Here is a 19,994-nt window from a genome sequence, read left to right on the forward strand (position 1 = left end):
AGGGGGCGTCGCATTCTTGTGGTCATCAGTGAACATCACCCCCATGGCGTGGACTGCTTCCCGATACTTCCCTAGGGTGCTGGTGTGATCACTTTCGATTCCGTCACGAAAACCTACCCATCAGGCAGCACCGTTCTTGAGGATTTCTCTCTGGAATGCATCCAAGGAGCTACCACCGTCCTCCTGGGAGCCAGCGGTTGTGGAAAAACCACGCTACTTCGCATGGTGAATCGAATGATCGATCCTACCAAGGGACGCATTGTGGTTAACGGCCGTGACGTGGCTGAGGTGAACCCCGTTCGTCTACGTCGCTCCATCGGTTACGTACTCCAACACGGTGGGCTCCTTCCTCACCGAACCGTCCTCACAAACGCTGCGTTGGCAGCTCGCCTAACTGGAATGACTAAGCAGGAAGCACGCACCGTTGCTGCCCGTTTTCTCACCGACATGGGACTGGACGAATCGTTATTCTCCCGCTATCCCTCGCAACTGTCCGGTGGACAGCGTCAACGCGTAGGCGTGGCGCGCGCCCTGGCAACGGGGAGTGACATTCTTTTAATGGATGAGCCCTTTGGTGCGCTCGACCCTTTGGTACGCAAAGAACTTCAAGAGCAGATCTGTCATCTTCAGCGTCGACTGGGAAAGACGATTCTTTTCGTTACCCATGACGTCGATGAGGCCTTTATGCTCGCCGATGAGGTGGTTTTGCTCCGTGAAGGCGGGGTGATTGTGCAGCGTGCCACACCCACACAAATGATTGCTGAGCCGGCCAGTAACTATGTTCGTCAGTTCATTGGTCTAGATCGCTCCCGTATGCTTCATGTTGAGGAGCGCGAGGGTGCGCACGTCGTTCTCACACCTACTGGCCACCCGTTAGGTCTAATCGAACCCTGCGACGAGCACGACGTACAGGGAAACAACAAGTCCCCTGAGGAACACGACCCGAACGAAAAGCAAGCTCAATTTCATGGTGGTAACCACGCCGATCCAGTTGGTGCACACGATGAAGGACTCGGCGGCGCACAGGATAACGATCAGAGTGGCGGTGAGTAGCCCGTGACGTGGCCTTTCGAACACACCACCACCATAATGCCGTTGCTGATCGCCCATCTGCGCTTGGTTATCCCAGCGTTGGTGTTGGCGATGGCGATTGCTTTACCTCTGGGCGCATTAGGTGCTCGTTTCAAACCCGTCGCCGGGATTGTCAGTGCGCTAAGCGCTGTCGTCTATGCAATTCCTGCCCTCGCTCTGCTCGTTATTGTTCCCCTGGTCATCATGGTTCCATTGCGATCACAAAGCAATGTCATCGTGGTGCTCGCCTTGTACGGATCGGCCCTCATTTCCCGCAGCATCATTGACGCATTCACCTCCGTTGATAACACTGCACGTGTCAGTGCATTAGCAATGGGTATGCACCCCATCAAAGTCCTGTTTACCGTTGATCTTCCCCTGGCGCTTCCTGTTATCGGTGAGGGGCTGCGTGTTTTGGTGGTCTCCACTGTGGCACTGGTGACGATTGGGGCACTGATTGGTGTACCTAGCCTAGGCACACTCCTCACCGATGGGTTGCAGCGCGGCATCATGGCTGAGGTTGTCACCGGAGTGGTGCTGACCGTGGTAGTGGCCGTGGCCTTAGATCAGATGGTGGTGTGGGCAGTACGCGCTCTCACTCCGTGGCGTTGGGTTGAGCGCAAGTCTGGGGGTCGCTGATGACTATGCTTATGAAAGCACTTGCTTGGTTGGCGTCGCCTGATTCATGGGCTGGTCCTACCGGCATTTGGACTCGTTTGTTTCAGCACGCGCAGATTTCTGCAGTGTCCCTGGCTCTGGCGGCACTTCTTGCCCTACCCATTGGGATCGCTGTGGGACATACGGGGAAGGGGACACGCATCGTCGGGGCCTTCGCTGGTGCTTTTCGCTCCATTCCTACACTCGGAATCCTAACAATTTTGGCTCTTTTGCTTGGCGTGGGAACATCTGCGCCGATCTTGACGTTAGTTATCCTGGCAATCCCTTCACTTCTGGCTGGCGCCACCGGTGGTGTGGGCTCGGTAGACCATGCCACCGTTGAGGCCATGCGGGCAATGGGCATGAGTGAGTGGGAGATTATGTGGCGCGTGGAATTACCTTTGGCTTTCCCCGTCATCGTGGGCGGCGTTCGTGCAGCGATGCTTCAAGTGATTGCTACAGCGACCCTGGCAGCGTACGTAGCCGATGTGGGCCTTGGGCGATACATCTTCGCCGGCCTTAAAACTCGTGATTATCCGCTCATGATGGCTGGGGCATTACTCGTCATTACGATGACACTATGCGCTGATGCATTAATGGCGTGGTTCCAGCGCTTTACCACACGTAAAGCCTTCCCCCTCCACGACGCCCAGGCAGGTGCGCGATGAACAGTTCTTTTTTTAATACACCGAATTCAGGTAAAAGTGCACCTCCTTCTGGATCTCATCAGTTCCCCGCCACCCTACGCAGTGGCCCGTTCTTGTCACGCACGGTGAAACGACGCCAGTTCGGACGAATTATTAGTGCTTCAGCCGGCGCTCTGACCCTGGGCATGTTGGCATCCTGCGCTAACTACGATCCTCTCAATCCACCCCATGAAACTCACCAGGGCATTGTGGTAGGCAGCCAGGATTACTATTCCAATGTCATCATCGCGGAAATTTATGCCACCGCACTAGAGGACGCTGGATTACTGGTGCGCAGAGAATTCCGGGTGGGTCAGCGTGAAGCTTACGTTGCTGACCTGACTAGTGGACGCATTGATGTATTCCCTGAATACACCGGTCCCCTACTCCGGTATTTCGCACCAGATTCAACAGAATCTGATTCCGATGACGTCCTTACTGCCCTACGGAAGCATCTTCCGAAATCCATCAAAGCGCTCGAGCAGGCTCCTGCCCGTGACGAGGATTCCTATGTGGTGACGCGCAACTTCTCTAACAAATGGGGTGTACAAACAATTACGGACTTAGCCAAAGTCAATGAGCCTTTAGTGATGGGGGCAAATTCAGAAGCCGAGTCTCGCCCCTTTGGGCCAGCAAACCTCTCTCGGCTCATCGATAAACCCGTCAGTTTCCATCCCATTGAAGATGGCGGTGGTCCACTAACTAAATCTGCGCTATTAAACGGCACCATTACTTTGGCTGATATGTATACCGCAGACCCTGCATTAGCCGGTAATGAACTGGTGAGCTTAGATGATGACGCTGAACTATTCGTCCCCTCCCACGTCGTACCGATTGTTCATTCCGGAATGGATACCACAATCGTGAATATCATCAATGCCATCAGTACTCAGTTGACTACTGAAGACTTGATAGAGATGAACCTGGCTTCCACACGGAATCAGGAATCTCCGGCAAAGATTGCGCGCCGTTGGCTCGATAAGGGTGCCTAACCGTTTTGCTAACTTCTCGCTTACAGAGAGCCCAGATCCTGTGGGGAGCACTAGTCCTCACGATCGTCACACGGGGCACATCAAATGGTCACAGCACTTGACCCCTTCTTCACGAAACACTTTCGATAACAAAGGTGGGGGCCTGGCATGCGTCGCATGCCAGGCCCCCACCGCCTTCACTTACAGTGGCTGAAGATGACCACTGAGTGAGTTACCCATGTTCCTTGATCGGTAGTTCGCGGCGTCACCGGCTCCATGGGCGCCACCCCTACCGTCGGATCATGCGGCGCTTGGTGCCAATGCTGGGTCATAGGGCAAAGGTGCCACTGACGAACGCATCTTGGCGCTGATCGCAGTGATTACCCAGGAAATAGCGGCCCAGATCAGCAAAATCATGATGGTCTTGCCGTAGATGTCCGTGACTCCACCGCCGCCAGCAATGAGTTGGCGGAATGAGAGTTGGGTGTAGCTCATGGGGAGGAACGGGTGAATCCACTGGAAGAACTTCGGAGTGGTTTCAATGGGGAATGTTGCACCCATTGAGGTGATCTGCAAGCTAAGCAGGATGATGGACACAAAGCGTCCGCGGAAGCCCAAGGATGCGATACATGCCTGGTTCACTGCGGCGAAGCACAGGCTTGCTGCAATGGCCATGGCACACAGGCCCAAGAGGTTACTGGCATGGATTTCTCCAGCAGCATTAACCACGACCATCATGACGATGGCTTGAACCACGGCGAAGATCGTGGCAGTCGCTGCGGGGCGGGTTGCGGCCAGCAGCCAGTGCTCGTTCTTCATGCGGCGGCGGTCCAGCGCGGGCAGCACGAGGAACATTGCGATACCACCAATCCACAGAGCCAGACTCATGAACATCGGAGTGAAGCCTGCACCGTTGTTGTGAACTTCGTGTTCGCGGATGGGATCCACGTTCACCAGGTCAGATGCGGTGGCAGCAATGTGTTCGCGTTCGGGCTGTGAATAGTTCGGGATCTTGTCGGTTCCGCCCTTGAGTCCATCAGCAAGTTCTGCGGCTCCATCGTTGAGTTTCTGTGCGCCATCGTCGAGTTTGGTTGCACCATCAGCAAGGGTGACGGTTCCGCCAGCCAGGTCGGAGGTTCCTGTAGCGAGGGTGGCTGCACCTTCATGGAGTTTGCTTGCGCCGTCTGCCAGGGTGGTGGTGCCTGCGCTGAGTTGACTTGCACCGTCAGCGAGGGTGGTGGTGCCAGCGCGGAGTTGGTCAGCACCATTAGCCAGGGTAGTCACACCAACGCTAAGTTTTTCAGCACCGTTAGCCAAGGTGGTGGTGCCAGCGCGGAGTTGGTCAGCACCGTTAGCCAAGGTGGCAGTTCCGTCATGCAACTGGGTTGCACCATCGGACAACTTGGTAGCACCGTCATGCAACTGGGTCGCACCATCGGAGAGCTTAGTTGCGCCATCGTCGAGTTGCTGAGCACCGTTGAAGGCCTTGTCAGCACCAGCGCTGAGCGCCTTGGCGCCCTGGCTAGCCTTGGAGGTTCCGTCAGCCAGGGTGGTCAGGCCATCAGCCAGGGTTGAGGAACCATCCTTGAGTCGGCCTGCACCGGTGTTGAGTTGGTCAACGCCTGCAACGAGAGCAGGAACCTTCTCGTTCATGGTGGTCAGGCCACCATCGAGTTTGGCGGCACCTTCACGCAGTGCTTGAGAGTTATTGATCTCCACGGGCTTGCCATCAACGACCACCGTGGAGGTGGTGATCTGATGCAGTCCGCCTGCCAGTGCGTTGATGGAGCCGATCACCGTGGGATTCTTGGTTTCCGGGGTGGCGACGGCGTTCGGATCGGTACCGATGCCTGCGGCCAGAGCGTTGACACCTTTTTCAAGGGTTCCTGCACCGGCAGCCAGGCCGTTCACGCCACCTTCGAGGGTGGTCAGGCCGTTGCTCAGACCTTCGGTTCCTGTGGCGAGGGTCTTGGCACCGGTGGCGGCCTGGTCCAGGCCGTTAGCAACGGAGTGTGCACCGCTGGCGAGCTGGTCAACGCTTCCGGACAAACCGGCAAGTGCTCCCAGGGAACCGGATGCATCGTTGAGACCATCGGAGAGCTTGGTGGCGCCTGTGGTCAAGTCGGAGGATTTGGCGGCCAAAGCAATCAGAGTCTGGCAGGTTACGGACTGGTCGCCACTTGCCTGGCAGCCTGCTGCGAGTTGATCGACAGTTCCGGTGTAGGTGTCGATACCGTCCTTGAGTTCCGAAGCACCGGTGGCTGCGGTGGTCAGGGAAGAGGTATCCATCGTGTCTAGGCCGGTCTTGAGTTGGTCCAGTCCAGCCGCCACGCTTGCTGCGCCATCCTTGAGGCTGGCCTGCTGGCCGGGTGCCACGTCATTGAGTCCAGCGCTGAGTTGCTTTGCGCCGTTATCGACAGCATTAACGCCTGCCCACAGGGTGTTATGTGCACCGGGTGCGGGGTTGTAGGCGTCCGTTGAGTTTCCGATGCCCGCCTTGACGGCATTAATGCCTGCCCACAAAGAGTTTCCTGAATCGGAGGCAGGGTTGTAGATGTCAGTTGACTGGCCTACGCCTGCCTGGAGTTTGGCCATATTGGTAGCCAGTTCACTGGAACGAACACCCTGTGCCAGCGTATTGGCGCTGGCAGCGGCCTTATCTACACCGTTGGTGTAAGCGTTGATACCACCGGACAGTGTGGTGGCACCCGAACTCAGTTGGTCGACGCCGGTTGCCAGGCTTCCGGTGTTGTCAGCCAGGCTCTGGGTTCCATCAGCTAGGCTTGCCGCACCAGTGCTGAGTTCTTTAGCACCCTGGGATGCGGACTGTGCGCCGTTGTTAATGGCAGCAAGTGCTACATCGAGGTTGACCGTCCCATCAACGAGGCTCTTCAGGCCCACGCTGAGGGTGTGGGTGGAAGTGGACAGGAGCACTGCACCGTCAGCTAGTTCACCGGATTTGGTATCCAACAAAGAAGCACCGTCAGCTAGTTCACCAGTCTTGGTATTCAGCAAGGTAGCACCATCAGCCAACTCACCAGTCTTGGTATTCAGCAAGGCAGCACCATCAGCCAACTCACCAGTCTTGGTATTCAGCAAGGCAGCACCATCAGCCAACTCACCAGTCTTGGTATTCAGCAAGGTAGCACCATCAGCCAACTCACCAGTCTTGGTATTCAGCAAGGCAGCACCATCAGCCAACTCACCGGACTTGGTGTCAAGCAAGGTAGCACCGCTGTTGAGTTTAGAAGCGCCATCCTTCAGTTCAGTAGCGCCGTCATTGAGGCTCTTGGTGCCGTCAGCCAAGGTGGTGGTGCCATCATAAAGTTTGCTGGCACCATCGGAAGCATCCACCATCCCGTCACGGATGGTTGAGATAGACAGAAGCATCTTGTCGAAAACGCGTTCAGTACCTTGTTTCCCCAATTCCACTTGAAGTTCACTGGCCACGGTGCGAGCCATGGTGCCAGCGAGGTAGTTCACGCCGTCAGTAGTGACGAGGTGAAGAGATTGGGTGGCGGCTTGAGCGGCGTCATTAGTGCCGATAAGGCTGACATCCTGACTGAAAGTGGCAGGGATGTAGAGGATGGCGCGGACGGATTCATCCTTCATTCCAGCCTCTGCTTGTTTGCGAGTCATCTCCACCCAGTGGAAGCCGACGTCACGACCTTCATCGGGGTGGATAAGTGCATCGGTCAACTCATTGCCGATGGAAAACGTATCAGTGGAGCCGTCAGTCAGTGTGGCGGTGTAAGGAACATCCTCATTGACCACAGCTGCAGTGACATCTGATAGTCGGTTGGTGGGGTTTTGGTATGCCAGCGTAAGCAATCCTGCGTAAAGCAACGGGATGATGGCGATTGCCGTCACCACGATCGCATTAGCTAGCCGGGAGCCGGTAAGTTTCTTCATACCCATACGATACACCTGTGTATCGAATGGCTTCAAGGTAAAGTTTAGGCAGAGACAAGACGACCGCATCACGTTTTCATGACTCGCAACGCCACAAGTGATACAAATACTGCGGAGCGTGAGCAGAAAAAGATGTAATTCACTGTTATCAAACGCCCCGCAAACCCCTCATACCGCACAACAAAGATTCTAGGAGCACACTGATGGGCCATCCGCAGACCGCAACCGGGAATGTGGCTCGTCGTATCTCCGCCCGCCACTCAAATATCCGCCGCCTTGCAGAATCCAACCCCTCGCAGCGACGAGCTGAAACACAGCAACGCCTCCTCGAAGCCGGACGCACATTATTTGCCAGTAAAGGTATTGGCGCAACGAGCGTGAAGGACATCTGCTCTGAGGCAGGATTTACGCGCGGAGCCTTCTATTCCAATTTCGATGACATGGATCATTTCGTCCGGCGTGTAGCTGACCATGAGTGGACCACGATCACAAACTTTCTCGACACCTCCTTAGCCAACGTCATTGCTTCACTCGATGAGGAAAGTGACTACTTATCTAATGACGATGCCGAACTCTCCGCGGCAATTACCCGATTATCAGCAAAATTGCTTCATGCCATCCCGGTTTCCCGGGATTTCTACCTGCTGCAAAATGAATTCGCTCTCTTTCTTTCTCGCGATCCAGAGAATTCTCCTACGCTACGCGCCGGCTATTACGAGTTCCGCCAACATATGGAGAAGTACCTAGTCACTGGCCTAAGTGCTATTGACCGAGAACCTTTGATTCCCCCAAAAGATTTAGTGGAGTTAATCTTCGCCGCTTCAGATCGCTCGATGCGTGATGCTTTAGGCAAAGGCAGTGAGAACCTTACGGCCATGCTTGAGCGCGTCCTCCCCACGATGTTGGCCCGAATGACACGCGCAGTCAGCCACTAAAGTCGATCGCGAGCACTATCCGTTGTCCTCACGATTCAGGCGCACCTGTCTCATTCGCCTGATTTCTGATGAGCGTCTAACCCGACGCCGTACACCCACCATTACCGCGACTGTTCCCTCACCCCCACGGATGGGACAGTAGAAAAATCACACGAGAATCAGTGCACCTAGCAGGCTCACTACGCCAGCGACAATGCCGGCAATCGCACCTAACCCCAAGGATTTCAGGCCCGTTGAGGCAAGTTTACGCAGATTCACCCCAGCACCCATGGCATACATAGCCATCGTGAGAAGGAATGTCGCTACGAGATTGACGTCTTTAAGAATTCCGGCAGGGATAGCGTCACCGGTAACGCTACGAATCCCCACCATAATGAGGAATCCAATAACGAATGCGGGCACTAATGGAGCCTTCACCACATTAGCTTGAGCCGACGGCATGTGATCCACGGGGCGCCCTTCAAGGGCGGCACTGACTTCTGCAGCTTCAATTGCAGCAAGTTCTTCATGCTTGACGCGTCGACCTTCAATAATGCCCACAATAGCGACAAGGGGAGCCAACAGCACCACGCGACCAAGTTTCGTCAACACAGCCACATCCAAAATGTCCGGACCCGCCAGACCACCAGCAGCCACAACCTGACCCACTTCATGGATCGAGGCCCCAATCCATACACCTGAACGCATCGTAGACAGGTGAAGAAGCCCAGCTAGAGTGGGGAACAAGAGAATTCCTAATGTTCCAAACAAAGTAACGGACGCGATGGCCGTGGCTGCGGCGTCTTCCACATCATCATCAGGAACATCGCTGCTAGCGGCACTAGGACGCACCACAGCACTCATACCCGCCACCGCGGCAGCACCACAGATAGCAGTGCCGGTGGCGGTGAGCACGGTGGTGGTATGGGGAACTTTCATGAGACGTCCCAAGACCAGGGTAACCATGTATACGCAGATGACTGTCAAGGCAATAACACCCACAGCACCCCACCCCAGAGCAATGACATCCGGAATGCTCAAACGCAAACCGAGTAAGACCACACCAAACCGCAGCACGGTTTTTCCAGCCATCTTGGTCCCTGGCATGCACCGCTCAGGAATGAGATGGGTGTTAGCCAGAATCAGACCCAAGATAATAGCGATAAGAAGTCCGGACAGGAGAGGCAGGTAGTGGTTGATTGCCGTAGCCACAATGGCCACAGCCGCTGCTAATGCCAATCCCGGCACTACGGCGAGTGCGGTCTGTGAGCGTGAAGTCATATCCTCATCATGCCACCGTAGTCACTGGCTCTGCCACGCATGCCATAAGGTGGCGTAATGACCATCCAACGCCAGTAGTTCCTCATGAGAGCCCAGTTCTGCAATCTGGCCATCAATGACCACAGCCACGCGATCGGCATCAGCAGCAGTGTAGAGACGGTGGGCAATAGCCACCACCGTACGGCCAGCGAGCACCCCATCTAGAGCCTGCTCCGTATGACGCGCCACGCTGGGGTCCAGGAGACTGGTAGCTTCATCGAGAACCAGCGTGTGCGGGTTAATCAGCACAATGCGAGCCAAAGCCACCTGCTGAGCCTGACCGGGAGTAAGTTCGTAATGACCCGAGCCCACCAAGGTATCCAAGCCTTCCTCAAGTTGCTCCGCCCAAGACAGCGCCCCCACAGCTTTTAAGGCCTGACACACTTGCCCCTCAGACGAATCCGGAGCAGCCAACAGAAGGTTTTCCCTCAAAGTGGTACTGAAAACATGATGTTCCTGAGTCACTAGGACCACGTCTTTACTCAGATCCTTCACAGGAATACTGGTCAGTTCCACTCCCCCAAGTTCCACCTTTCCCGAGGTAGGGCCATTAATGCCCGCGAGCAAGCGCCCTAAGGTGGACTTGCCCGAACCTGAAGGGCCCACAATTGCCAAGCGCTCACCGGGACGAATGTCAAGGTTGATGGAGTCAAGCACCGGGCGGCCAGGAACGTACTCGAAAGACACGTCTTTGACACTCAACGTAGTGCCGTCAGGCTTATCTTCCCCCTCGACGCGATCCGGGGGAACCAGACCCACACCAATGATGCGAGCAAGTCCCACCGAAGCGGTTTGGAGAGAGTCCATCCAATACGTCAATTCACCCACGGGTCCGCGCAACTGCAAGGCATACAAACTCAGCGTAGTCACGGCCCCAAGCGTGGTGGCATCTCGCGTTAGCAGGAAAGAACCCCACATGATGACGGTAAGCAGCGGTGCCGTAAGGACCAAACCGCTCAGCCCCAGCATGATGGAGCGAATGTAGGTGGTGTACACCTCCATATCGCACAGTTCTTCAGCATTTTGCTGGTAATAACGTTCACGTTGCTCCACTAAGCCGGCACCCTCAACGGTTCGTGTCTGGCGAATCGTTTCAGCAATCACCCCGTCAGTACTGGCCCACAGTGTCCCCTGAGTCATGTACCCCGGAATCACACGGGGGAAATACCAGCGCAGCAAAGGAATCATTAGCAAGAACGGCACAAGAAGAGCCACACTCAGCAACGGTGCAGTAAGCGCCGAGGCAATCGCCACGGCGACTACGGTGAACACGATGACAATGATTCGGGCCAGGCCGCGCTGGATTACCCAGCGCAAGCGATCCAAATCATGTCCCGTACGGCCCAGAAGATCACCGGTCCCAGCGGCTTCAACAGCGCTAAGCGGAAGGCTAAGTACCTTATCCATCAAGTTTTCACGCAAGGTAGCGAAGATGTGTTCCCCCATCACACGGGCGGCATAATCGCCGGCAGCTGACAGAAGGGCTCCCACGGCAGCAATCACCAAAGCCACCACAGTCAGTAGCGTAACGCGATGAACCACATCATCAGATGCAGCACCCAAGCCACCGGAGACGGTATCGACAATCATGCCCATCACTTTGGGAATCGCCACGGCCACCACAGCGCTGAGAATTTGAATAATCGTCACCGTAATAATGAAGCGTTTGTTATGACGGAAAATCTCGCGAGCGCTCTTTTTCACCGCAGTAGAGTCAGCAACAGGAAGACGTTTCATCACTCACCCTCCTCAGCCTGGAAACGGTGAACTACTGCGCGATACTTCGGGCACGTACGCAAGAGTTCGTCGTGAGGGCCCCGAGTAACGAACGCGCCGCCGGAGTCAAGGAATACCACGTCATCCATGGAACTCAGCCATAGCGGCGAGGTAGTGACCACCACGGTGGTTCGCCCCTGGCGCATCGCAATAACTTTCTCAACGATCACACCCTCGGTATGGGAGTCCACTGCGGAAGTCGGTTCAATCAGTGTAAGGACGTCCACATCACTCGCTAATGCGCGAGCCAGGGCAACACGCTGACGCTGGCCACCTGAAATATTGCGACCTTGTTCAGCAAGTAGACCATCAATTCCGCCCACAGAGTCGATCACGTCCTGAGCCACTGCTGCATCCAGTGCACTCTCCACGAGCGCTGCGTTCTGCTCACTGAGGCGATTCTTAGGATGAGCAAGACGCGGAGGATTCGCAGGGTTGGCATCCCACTGATCATCAGCCATCGCCTCAACTACCGTACGCCGATAAGGCTCAGGCGCACGCATACCCAAAACATTGGTACCCAAAGTAGAGGAGAAAACATGCGCATGCGCAGGAGCGAACTGGCTATGCTCACGCAAACTCAGATAGGGGATGGTCCGCATATCGCGTCCATCGATATACACCTGATCATCATCATTTGTTCGAGCAAGCCGTAGTGCTAACTCATGAGCATGAGACGGCTCGTCACACACCAACGCGGTGAATGCTCCACCATGAATCATGATGCCTGAACGGGCGTCCATGAGATCGCCACACTTCCAATCCACCTCATCGCTTTCTGTTCCACACTGGGAGGCAAGGTAGGCAGGAATGAGGGGTTCGGCGTCGGCAGAAGGAGAGAAGCCAGGAACCATTCGGTCGCTGACACGAAATGGAACCGCCAGAACGCTCGAGATCTTCTTCACGCCCACCCACGAACGGGTGACGGTCTGAAGAAATTGGGCGAACAGCCACAGGGGGCTGACCAGGTAAGCCGTGTATCCATAAAAAGCTACGAGTTGACCAGGCAGAATCTCGCCACGCAACGCCAGGTGAGCGCCAACCACCACCACAATAACGGTAAAAATAGCGGGAAGTCCCTCACGCAACAGCGTCAGCAAAGCAGCAGGAAAAGCCACGCCTACACCGGCCTGCCGAACTATTTGAGACTGTTTAACATAGCGAGTTCGGAAGGCATCCTCACCGCCAATACCGCGCAAAATGCGCAGACCCGTCACCGCATCGGTAGTAATGGTGGAAAGTTCACCATTCTCACTACGCTGCACTTCTTGACGTTTTTGCAAGGGTTTGGTCAACAGACTCATCAACACCATGACAACGGGTAGGCCGATGAGAACGAGGAGTCCCATCGTGAGCGACTGGCGAATCATGACGGTGGCCACTACCCCCACACCGAGGAATGCGGCAATTAACTGAGAAAGGAAGTAGGCCAGACTAGCCACGTAATCGGCATCATCCACCGCAGTTTTTACCACGTCACCCGGGGGAATCTCTGCGCTCACAGCTGAGCCATTAGTCGATGCACGACGGTTCACCACACGATTAACTGTCAGATAGATACGCATCCACGGACCGAATGTCACCACGTCTTCCATGGCGAGGGTAAACGCCAAAAAGATAATTGTTGCAAGCAGGAGAGCACCCCAGGGCCACCAGTACTCACTAAAACCCAAGGCAAGGGAGTCATCCAGGAGATGGCCCACCGCTGTGGGCAGCACAATCATGGCTAAGTTGGACAAGATTGCAACCACCATCTGCAGTGCCATCAAGGGGAGGACCTGCTTAATCAGCGCCTTGCTCATCGGGCGAGGCTTAGCAGGAAGAATCGTGGGCACCTGATGGACAAATGGAAATAAACCACGGAACCAGCGGGGCATCACCACCAAAGGAATACCCGGAACCTGACCATAGGCAGAAGGGTGGGCAGAACAATGCTCAGAGTTTTTCTTCATCATCAACTATCCAGAGAATAACTATCACTCACCGGTCAGGGCTCTGAGATGAGGCGCTGCTGAGCCGGGAATATCTGGCAAACAGGGGAGGCAACACAATCAACGCACTCAAGCCAGCCGAGGTGCAGGGATGGCAAGTACGCCAAGTGTTGCAACGGTGTTTTCAGGAAAACATGATGATGAACATGGGAAGAAAGGTAACACACCACCCTGTGATGCGCACCCCAAACACCTTAGAGATTGCTAAAAACTCGTTTACAGTGTTGCCATGCTCTTCGCCATCTCTATTTCGCCCACCACTTCTGATGAGCCCAATGGCAGCGTGAGCCACGCAGTGGCTCGCGCAGTCAAGGTAATCCGCGATAGCGGTCTCCCTCATGAAACCACCTCGATGTTCACCACCATCGAGGGAACTTGGGATGAGGTCATGCCCGTCATCAAGTCCGCCTGCGACGCCGTGGGTGAAGTCAGTCCTCGTGTCCAGTTGGTGATGAAGGCTGATCTCCGCCCCGGTTTTGAGGGGGAAATGACCGGAAAACTCGAACGGCTCGAACGAGCAATTGATCAGTTACCTCCTGATGAGGAGAACGCGTCACGGTAATGGTGGCATCGGAAAACTTAGCTGGTGGGGAGCCTGCACGGCAGGAACAAAAAACACACAAGGCTGGACGCTTTGCCCCATCCCCCACAGGTGATCTTCATCTAGGCAATCTGCGTACTGCCATTCTGGCTGAAGCGTGGGCACGAGCCACTGGGCGACGTTTCCTGCTACGCGTTGAAGATTTAGATCGTGTGCGTTCCGGTTCCACTGAGCGCCAACTGGAACAACTCACTGCACTGGGCATTACCTGGGATGAGGAGCCTCTGATCCAGAGCACGCGTGGCCAGGCGCACGACGATGTGCTGAAACGTTTAATGGATGGCGGCTATCTCTTCGAGTGTTACTGCTCGCGTAAAGATATTCGTGAAGCATCTTCTGCCCCGCACGCCATCCCCGGCCACTACCCGGGGACCTGTCTTCATTTGTCCGACGACGAGCGGGAAGAACGTCGCGTTTTCCTTGCTTCCCAGGGGCGTGTCCCTGCACTGCGTCTCAATGCGCCGGCCGCGTCCTGGCAAGTTCACGATGAGTTACACGGCGATTTTGAGGGCCCCGTTGATCACGTGGTGCTACGCCGTAATGACGGAGCTATTGCTTACAACCTTGCGGTCGTGGTGGACGATGCGTTCCAGGGTGTTGATCAAGTGGTGCGTGGCGATGATCTATTGATGCAATCTCCCGCCCAGAGTTGTTTAGCTTCGCTTCTGGGTTACGCCGAGCCGGTTTACGTCCACGTACCTCTAGCCATCAATGCCAACGGTGCACGCCTAGCAAAACGTGATGGTGCAGTAACGCTACCTGATCTTGAGGACCTGGGATACGGAACCACTGATGTAGTGCGATGGATTAGTAACTCCTTAGGAGTTTTGTCTGGTCCTCCACCTGAGAATACGAAGGATTTGTTGGCTCTACTTGACGAGAAGACGTTACGAGCCATGCCTACTAAGCCGTGGATTATTGAGGCAATTCACCGGTAGTTCACCCGTTATTGAGATCATGACCCCCATCAAGTGACCGTAGGGCACGAGATGGTCAATGATTTGCCATGCACTTTTGAGCATCTGAATACATCGCGTGCGAGGCGAGGCATCTAAGGCATCGGAACTAACCGGCTCATGAACTAATTCCTCTGACTTAATCGCAAAGGTTTGCCGGGTTGTTAAAGGCCAAGAAGAATAACAGTTCTAGGAGTATGCATAACTAGCAAAAAAGACTCAGCGGTTGCTGAGCCTTGATTGGTGGTGCGCCAGAAGGGATTCGAACCCCCAACCTTCTGATCCGTAGTCAGATGCTCTATCCGTTGAGCTACTGGCGCAGGCGTTGTTTCCAACAAGTTGAACCTTAGTACAGATTCATCGCATTGTTCAAGTTTGATTGTTTTTGTTACCTGATTGCGGTTGATCGTGATGGCAGCGATGAAAGGTATCGAGCATTCGCAACTAAAAACTACCTAAAATTGGAAAGCACCCCACGCTCGCTGTGGATTGCGAGGGCGGGGCACTGGTGCGCCAGAAGGGATTCGAACCCCCAACCTTCTGATCCGTAGTCAGATGCTCTATCCGTTGAGCTACTGGCGCAGGCGTTGTTTCCAACAACCAGAAATGTAGTCCTGCTAATGCATAAAAAACAAATCCACACCTAGTGACGATAAACACATCTCAAAGATAGATCGCTGCAGCACGTCCCACCCTCTAAGCGCCTATAAACAGCAAGGGAACGCCACCACAGGGAAAAAGCGAACACGGGTTCGATGAGTACGACCCCAAGCGCATGAGCCCACCCAAAAAGGCTCTTTACACAACAAACCGAGATGCGCACAGCGCATCTCGGTTTGTCATTCCTAGCGGAGACGGCGGGATTTGAACCCGCGAGGGGCTTCCACCCCAACCTCCTTAGCAGGGAGGCGCACTAGGCCACTATGCGACGTCTCCTAAGAACGGGGTCCAGCGTACCGGACCTTTGCTCCATTGTCACAACTCACGATATGTGATCCACAGCAAGTCTATCTACCGACAGGCGCAGTAGAACCCTTTCAAGCAATGATCCCACTCTCGACGTGCTCTTTTATGCAACCTCATACACAATTACTGACATGCCCCAATTCTTGTCACGCACATGGAAGATCATCAACGAGGATCCTTCGAAACTTCAAGTTGATTTACGCCAAGCCACCGGGGTTAAAGAACGAAGCGCCATCTTCCTTGGTATTGCCACCAAGGCTTTAATCACCCTTCTGTTCTGTGTGGTCTTCGTCGTAGCGTTTATCTCTGTCCTTGGCCACGATAACGCCATTGTTGGTGTGGTGGTTCTTTTAAGCGTATTGACTTTCCAAAAAGTCGATTTCGGCTACTCCAAAGAAGAAGGGGCCCTTGCCCTCTTCCTTATATTTGCCTTGTTCGCCACCCTCCCCCCATTAGCCCTCCACGTGGGCGGATTCCTGGGAGCCGTCATCATGATGGTGGGACTACTCATTATCCTCATCATGGGATGTGACCAGGTGGCCTACCACAACCATGTCGTACTGGTTTTAAGTTTCCTTCTTCTTTACGGCTATCCAGCCCCACGCGAAGCTCAAACAGCACGTATCGCCGGCCTTTTATTGGGAGGCGCTTGGGCGGCGTCGATCATGTTAAGAAAACATAAACACAACATGTCTGGGCGCGATCTTGAGCATGTGTTCCGAGCTTTTAATCCACGCAAGATTGATGACGAGTGGAAACTTAAACTCGCCGTTTTAGTCCCACTAGCCATGTGGTGTGGTCAATTATTAGGGCTAGGGCGAACCATGTGGATTGGCATCGCTGCAATGTCCGTGCTCTCCCCGTATGAACATCTGCGGGGTAAGAAAATGGTAGAGCGTTTCCTTGGCACACTCCTTGGAACACTTCTTTTCTACTGCCTTACCTTAATTCCAGGAATGACACCGACTCTAGTAGGCCTATCGGGAGGATTCCTAGTAGGTTTAACCACCAGTTACCGTTATCAAACAGTCTTTAACTCCTTGGGAGCATTGAGTGTGGCCATGCTGCTGATGGGGCCACACGAATCTATTCTCTACCGCATTGCCGACAACATCTTCGCTATTGCTTTCGTAGTGATAGCCGTGTATCTGATTGATATCGCAGTAGAAAGTTGGCAACGTCGCCACGCTCTTAAGTCTGCCCATGACCCTCAAGGCAAATCTCGCCACTGACTTTCCTTCCGCAGCATTTCCCACAATATTCGAGTACGGAACAGACTCATGGTGAGTGTGGGAATTTGAGGTTTATCGCGCGCGAACATTTGTGACTGGAACTACACTTTGTAGGACAAGCATTGTCGCAGCCCCACGTAGGCCGAGGAGTCCCCATGACAAAAGGTCTTTCCATTCAACACCTAGACCTCCTCAGCGCCGCATGCGCACGCGGATATCGGTGATAGCAGATCCATTCTCGAATCGCACTTTTCACCTTATATGACGCACCAGCATTGACATCTACAACGCGTTCATCGACTCATTGATTTGAGTTATTCAGCCAGATTCGGCCTTGAGAACGCCTCATTGATCCACTGTTGCTCACCATTATTTCAGGACACGATCATGTCATTCACGCAACCGCCAAGCGACAAAATCGCTTCCACACCAATCGACGAACTTCTCAAGACTCTTGATTGCACTCAAGATGGCCTCTCTAGCGATGAGGCAACCAAGCGCCTGGAGATCGCTGGCCCTAACGCACTAGAAGAAAAGAAAACAAGCGCGTGGAAACAACTCTTGCGCTACTTCTGGGGGCCAATCCCTTGGATGATTGAAATCGCTGCAATCATGTCGGCTATCGCCCAGGATTACAATGATTTCATCATCATTACTGCTCTACTTCTTTTCAATGCCGTCATCGGCTTTTGGGAAGAGCACAAGGCTTCTAACGCCTTAGAAGCGCTTAAAGCAGGTTTAGCCCTCACTGCTCGAGCCCTGCGTGATGGGGAATGGAAAGAAGTAGAAGCCGCTTCCTTGGTTCCCGGCGACGTGGTGCGCCTACGTTTGGGCGACGTCATTCCTGCTGACTGCGTACTCATTAGCGGTGACTACATCTCCATTGACCAAGCAGCGTTAACTGGTGAATCACTTCCCGTGTCTAAGAAAGTCGGCGATGTTGCCTACTCTGGCTCCGTCGCTAAACAAGGTGAGATGGTAGGGCTTGTGTGCTGTACCGGCGAACATACTTTCTTTGGGAAAACTGCAAGCCTGGTTGCCAACGCGCAATCTACTTCACACTTCCAACAGGCTGTCATGAAGATTGGCAACTTCCTCATCCTGATTGCTCTGGGCTTGTGCACGTTGCTCACCATCGTCCTTCTCCATCGTTTAATTGACGGTCCGGGTGTTACTTTTGACGGCGTACTCAGCCTCAGTAAGTTCATTCTGGTTCTCGCTGTAGCCGCTATTCCCGTGGCGATGCCAGCGGTTCTCTCTATCACAATGGCCTTGGGGGCCCTGGCCCTATCCAAGGCAAAAGCCATCGTCTCACGCCTGCAAGCCATTGAAGAGATGGCGGGTGTGGATGTTCTCTGCTCAGATAAGACAGGAACGCTCACTCAGAACCGCTTGAGTGTGGATGAGCCCGTCATGGTGCCTCACGGCAAGAGCGCCCATGACTGTTCTGTTGTGGCTGCATTGGCTTGCCGCGCCGAGAATAATGACCCCATTGATAATGCAGTCCTCGCTGCTCTGAATGACGCTGAGGCATTAAAGCCATACACGCTACAAACTTTTGTTCCTTTTGATCCGGTATCCAAACGTACCCAGGCCACTATTGAAAGCGCTGACGGAACTGTTTTCCTGGCTACAAAGGGTGCCCCGCAAGTCGTTGTTGATCTATGCGGCCTTTCTGATGGGGATGAAAAGGCAGTCAATGACAAGGTTGCAGAGTTGGCTAGCCACGGTTACCGCACCTTGGCAGTTGCCCAGTCTGCTCCATTAGATTCCCCGGAGGATACCGAGTCTGCGCAATGGGAGTTTATGGGAATTCTTCCGCTGTCTGATCCTCCACGTGAAGATTCTGCCGCCACTATCGCTGCAGCAAAGAAGTACGGCCTGCGCGTAAAAATGGTCACTGGTGACGATACGGCTATTGCCGCAGAAATTTCAGGCCAGTTGGGCATGGGCACCCATATCCAAGCCGCTGCAGATATGTTCGAGGGAGTTGATCCTGACCACATCAGTCCTCAACTGGCTGAAAGCATTGATAACGCCGATGGTTTCGCCCGCGTCTTCCCTGAACACAAGTACGGAATCGTCAAAGCTTTGCAATCACGTGGCCATATTGTGGCCATGACCGGTGACGGCGTTAATGATGCTCCGGCACTTAAGCAAGCTGATGCTGGCGTTGCTGTTCAAGGAGCAACAGACGCTGCTCGCGCTGCTGCAGATCTGGTACTAACTGCCCCAGGCTTAAGCGTTGTTATTACCGCTATTGAGGAAGCACGTCAGATTTTTGAACGGATGCTTTCTTACACGATTTACCGCATCGCAATGACAATGGACGTCATGCTCTTTGTGGTAGCAGCGATTATTTGTTTCCCCACTGTGTCTGGCATCCACGGAGCTTTCGTACCGCTTACTCCAGTGATGATTATCTTGCTGGCATTGCTTGACGATATTCCGATTATGACGATCGCCTATGACAACACACGCATCTCCCCCACCCCGGTACGTTGGCAAATGCCACGCGTTCTTTCGGTATCCACTATTCTCGGCTTAACTGCCGTGATTCAGACTTTCGGTTTGCTGGTGTTCCTTATCGACCGTACCGGTAGCACTTTGTGGGGCGTACGAGTCGATGGCCCACACATTCAAACGGCAATGTTCTTGCAGTTGGTAGTTGGTGGCCATCTCATGTTGTTTGTCACCCGCCAGGCAGGGACTTTCTTCTCCAAGCCTGCACCGTCATGGAAACTGGTCAGTGCACTCATCGGCACTCAGATCTTTGCTGCATTGTTGTGCGGCATTGGCTCATCATGGCTAGGAATTCCTTCCTTGCCCTGGGCGCTGGTCGGATTTGTCTGGGTATACAACTTGGTGTGGATGTTCATCCAAGATGGTGTCAAACTCGCGACCTACCGTTTCCTGGATAAGGTCAGCCAGTAATCACCTC

Annotated in this window: 13 protein-coding genes and 3 tRNA genes; 9 read left to right on the forward strand and 7 right to left on the reverse strand. The window is 54.2% G+C overall.

Going from position 1 to position 19,994, the window contains the following annotated elements:
* The first annotated feature begins 84 nt into the window (after window positions 1-84).
* From A9753_RS01975 to A9753_RS01990, 4 genes are read left to right on the forward strand one after another with little or no spacing between them, the layout of a single operon-like run.
* The gene (locus A9753_RS01975) at window positions 85-1,053 is read left to right on the forward strand and encodes an ABC transporter ATP-binding protein (protein ID WP_067779407.1); all 969 of its coding nucleotides are present in this window, start codon (window positions 85-87) and stop codon (window positions 1,051-1,053) included.
* 3 nt (window positions 1,054-1,056) lie between these two features.
* Window positions 1,057-1,710, forward strand: a complete 654-nt coding sequence (locus A9753_RS01980; RefSeq protein WP_083090192.1) for an ABC transporter permease — start codon at window positions 1,057-1,059, stop codon at window positions 1,708-1,710.
* The gene (locus tag A9753_RS01985) at window positions 1,710-2,396 is read left to right on the forward strand and encodes an ABC transporter permease (protein ID WP_067779410.1); all 687 of its coding nucleotides are present in this window, start codon (window positions 1,710-1,712) and stop codon (window positions 2,394-2,396) included. The genes A9753_RS01980 and A9753_RS01985 overlap by 1 nt, the downstream gene beginning before the upstream one ends.
* Window positions 2,393-3,406, forward strand: coding sequence for an ABC transporter substrate-binding protein (locus A9753_RS01990; protein ID WP_089024702.1), 1,014 nt, complete (start codon window positions 2,393-2,395; stop codon window positions 3,404-3,406). The genes A9753_RS01985 and A9753_RS01990 overlap by 4 nt, the downstream gene beginning before the upstream one ends.
* Window positions 3,407-3,685: 279 nt before the next feature.
* Here A9753_RS01990 and A9753_RS01995 read toward each other — a convergent pair whose 3' ends face one another.
* Window positions 3,686-7,303, reverse strand: coding sequence for a YhgE/Pip domain-containing protein (locus A9753_RS01995; RefSeq protein ID WP_067779413.1), 3,618 nt, complete (start codon window positions 7,301-7,303; stop codon window positions 3,686-3,688).
* Between the two features lie 197 nt (window positions 7,304-7,500).
* Here A9753_RS01995 and A9753_RS02000 point away from each other — a divergent pair, with 197 nt between their 5' ends.
* Window positions 7,501-8,232, forward strand: a complete 732-nt coding sequence (locus A9753_RS02000) for a TetR/AcrR family transcriptional regulator (RefSeq protein ID WP_067779415.1) — start codon at window positions 7,501-7,503, stop codon at window positions 8,230-8,232.
* 147 nt (window positions 8,233-8,379) lie between these two features.
* Here A9753_RS02000 and A9753_RS02005 read toward each other — a convergent pair whose 3' ends face one another.
* From A9753_RS02005 to A9753_RS02015, 3 genes are read right to left on the reverse strand one after another with little or no spacing between them, the layout of a single operon-like run.
* Window positions 8,380-9,492, reverse strand: coding sequence for a YeiH family protein (locus tag A9753_RS02005; RefSeq protein WP_067779419.1), 1,113 nt, complete (start codon window positions 9,490-9,492; stop codon window positions 8,380-8,382).
* Window positions 9,493-9,513: 21 nt separating this feature from the next.
* Entirely contained in the window at window positions 9,514-11,268 is a 1,755-nt protein-coding gene (locus A9753_RS02010) for an ABC transporter ATP-binding protein (protein ID WP_067779421.1), read from the reverse strand.
* Window positions 11,268-13,262 carry an ABC transporter transmembrane domain-containing protein gene (locus A9753_RS02015; RefSeq protein ID WP_067779425.1) on the reverse strand — a complete coding sequence of 665 codons (1,995 nt, stop codon included), beginning with the start codon at window positions 13,260-13,262 and terminating at the stop codon, window positions 11,268-11,270. Before A9753_RS02015 ends, A9753_RS02010 begins: the two co-directional genes overlap by 1 nt.
* 265 nt (window positions 13,263-13,527) lie before the next feature.
* On the opposite strand from A9753_RS02015, the gene A9753_RS02020 reads away from it, so the two are divergent.
* Window positions 13,528-13,860 (forward strand): thiamine-binding protein, encoded by a 333-nt coding sequence (locus A9753_RS02020; RefSeq protein WP_067779428.1) that lies wholly within the window; start codon window positions 13,528-13,530, stop codon window positions 13,858-13,860.
* Window positions 13,860-14,837, forward strand: coding sequence for a tRNA glutamyl-Q(34) synthetase GluQRS (gene gluQRS, locus A9753_RS02025; protein ID WP_083090194.1), 978 nt, complete (start codon window positions 13,860-13,862; stop codon window positions 14,835-14,837). The genes A9753_RS02020 and gluQRS overlap by 1 nt, the downstream gene beginning before the upstream one ends.
* Window positions 14,838-15,099: 262 nt before the next feature.
* Here the strand turns inward: gluQRS and A9753_RS02030 are convergent.
* The 3 genes from A9753_RS02030 to A9753_RS02040 all read right to left on the reverse strand — a co-directional run bounded on the left by A9753_RS02030 (window position 15,100) and on the right by A9753_RS02040 (window position 15,791).
* A tRNA-Arg gene (locus A9753_RS02030) sits at window positions 15,100-15,175 on the reverse strand.
* 186 nt (window positions 15,176-15,361) lie between these two features.
* Window positions 15,362-15,437 (reverse strand) — tRNA-Arg (locus tag A9753_RS02035).
* Between the two features lie 267 nt (window positions 15,438-15,704).
* Window positions 15,705-15,791 (reverse strand) — tRNA-Ser (locus tag A9753_RS02040).
* Window positions 15,792-15,952: 161 nt separating this feature from the next.
* Between A9753_RS02040 and A9753_RS02045 the strand changes: the two genes are divergently transcribed.
* Entirely contained in the window at window positions 15,953-17,053 is a 1,101-nt protein-coding gene (locus A9753_RS02045; protein ID WP_141673256.1) for an FUSC family protein, read from the forward strand.
* A 387-nt stretch (window positions 17,054-17,440) separates the two neighbouring features.
* Complete coding sequence (locus A9753_RS02050; RefSeq protein WP_067779433.1) at window positions 17,441-19,987, forward strand: plasma-membrane proton-efflux P-type ATPase; 2,547 nt, start codon at window positions 17,441-17,443, stop codon at window positions 19,985-19,987.
* Window positions 19,988-19,994: the final 7 nt, after the last annotated feature.

This window comes from Actinomyces vulturis (assembly GCF_001687305.1).
Taxonomy (GTDB): Bacteria; Actinomycetota; Actinomycetes; order Actinomycetales; family Actinomycetaceae; genus Actinomyces; species Actinomyces vulturis.